We start from the raw sequence: 1374 nt of genomic DNA, 5'->3' as shown, positions 1-1374 counted from the left end.
TCCGGGAGTTCAGCGCGCCCGGAAAGGTGGCGGACCAGCGGATCAAGCCCCGCCTCGCAGGGCATCTTCAAGAGCAGGGGTTTGAGGTCGATGTGGAAGACAGGAACCTGTTCCTAAAGGGGGGGATGCCCGCTTGGCGTGACAAGGAGACCGGTGGCATCGTCCCGACGTCCGGTCGCCGGAGGATTGATCTGGTGGTCCGGTCCGAGGGGAATGTTGTGGCCCTGATCGAGACGGAGTCTGACCTCAATGACCTGCGCGAAACCGGGATCTCGCGCCGATCCGGTCATTATGACGTGTTCAGCATCGCCAGAAGGTCAGATGGGAATACCTATTTTGACTCCTACAAATCCCTCGAGCGGATGGCGTCTGCGGCGTTCTACGCCGGGGGAGGAACGCCGAGGGCGCTGGAGCTGGTGACATCGGAGGCCCCCCAGGACCATAACCCGCTGGGCTTGGGCCTGTTCCTCGTCTGCGGGAACACCCGGTCGAAGGATCGCCGTATCCTAGAACCAAGATTGGAAGCCCTCAACGCCCGCCTAATCAGCCTCAATGTACGAGGATAGGGGTGCCGTCAGCCCGTACACTTCACACTTAGCATCGGCTCTTGAAAAACCCATCATGATAGGTTATTTTCAATCATGGTCACGATCTACCGGGCGCATGGTCTGCGCGTCATCATCTTCACTGACGACCACGAGCCAGCCCATGTGCATGTGTTCGGAGACGGACAGGCCAAGATCAACCTGATCGGTCCTGACGGTTTTCCGGCCCTTGTCTGGGCAGAAGGCATGAAGGCGAACGATCTGCGCCGTGCCGTGCAGTTGGTCCATGACCAGCGGGAACAGTTTCTTGCCAAGTGGAGGGAAATCCATGGTTGACCTGACAGACGCCGAAATCAACGCGGCCCTAGAGCGGGGCCGCATCGCACAACAGACCGAACCGCGCGCGACATCTGCGCGCTATGACCGGAAAAATGGGCGTATCATCGTCGAGCTGACCAACGGTTGTACCTTCGCCTTTCCGCCCCGTATGGCGCAAGGGCTGGAGGCAGCCACGGATGACGATCTGGCTTCGGTAGAAATCCTCGGCGCGGGTTATGGCCTGCACTGGGAAGCCCTCGATGTAGACCTGTCCGTGCCAGGCTTGCTGGCGGGCCTGTTCGGAACGAAGGCTTACATGGCTCGCCGGGCAGGACAGGCCACATCGCCCGCCAAGTCGGCAGCCGCGCGGACGAACGGGGCCAAGGGCGGCAGGCCGCGCAAGCAGGCCTGATATGCTTGGCTGGTGATCCAAGAGGGCGCAGCGCCTCTGGCCCATGGCAATTAGCGGAGCGGCCCGGAGGGAATTGCCAAGTGGGTTGTGATTTCAAAT

3 protein-coding genes are annotated in these 1374 nt (G+C 60.9%); all 3 read left to right on the top strand.

What is annotated here, in order from left to right; genetic code table 11:
• Positions 1-566: hypothetical protein (locus tag PKE99_RS39140; RefSeq protein ID WP_271215024.1), on the top strand; the 566-nt coding region annotated here is incomplete at its 5' end.
• Positions 567-641: 75 nt separating this feature from the next.
• Positions 642-881, top strand: coding sequence for a DUF4160 domain-containing protein (locus PKE99_RS39135; RefSeq protein WP_189383126.1), 240 nt, complete (start codon positions 642-644; stop codon positions 879-881).
• On the top strand, positions 874-1275 hold the full coding sequence (locus PKE99_RS39130) for a DUF2442 domain-containing protein (protein ID WP_271215023.1): 402 nt from the start codon (positions 874-876) through the stop codon (positions 1273-1275). The genes PKE99_RS39135 and PKE99_RS39130 overlap by 8 nt, the downstream gene beginning before the upstream one ends.
• The last annotated feature ends 99 nt before the right edge of the window (positions 1276-1374 follow it).

This window comes from Pseudonocardia halophobica (assembly GCF_027922425.1).
GTDB lineage: Bacteria > Actinomycetota > Actinomycetes > Mycobacteriales > Pseudonocardiaceae > Pseudonocardia > Pseudonocardia halophobica.
The sequence above is the reverse complement of the archived record's forward strand: the minus strand, read 5'-3'. Positions and strand labels throughout refer to the sequence as shown.

Excerpts from the sequence above, each read along its gene's own strand:
- PKE99_RS39135 (WP_189383126.1), top strand. The coding sequence starts at position 642 with ATGGTCACGATCTACCGGGCGCATGGTCTGCGCGTCATCATCTTCACT.
- PKE99_RS39130 (WP_271215023.1), top strand. The coding sequence starts at position 874 with ATGGTTGACCTGACAGACGCCGAAATCAACGCGGCCCTAGAGCGGGGC.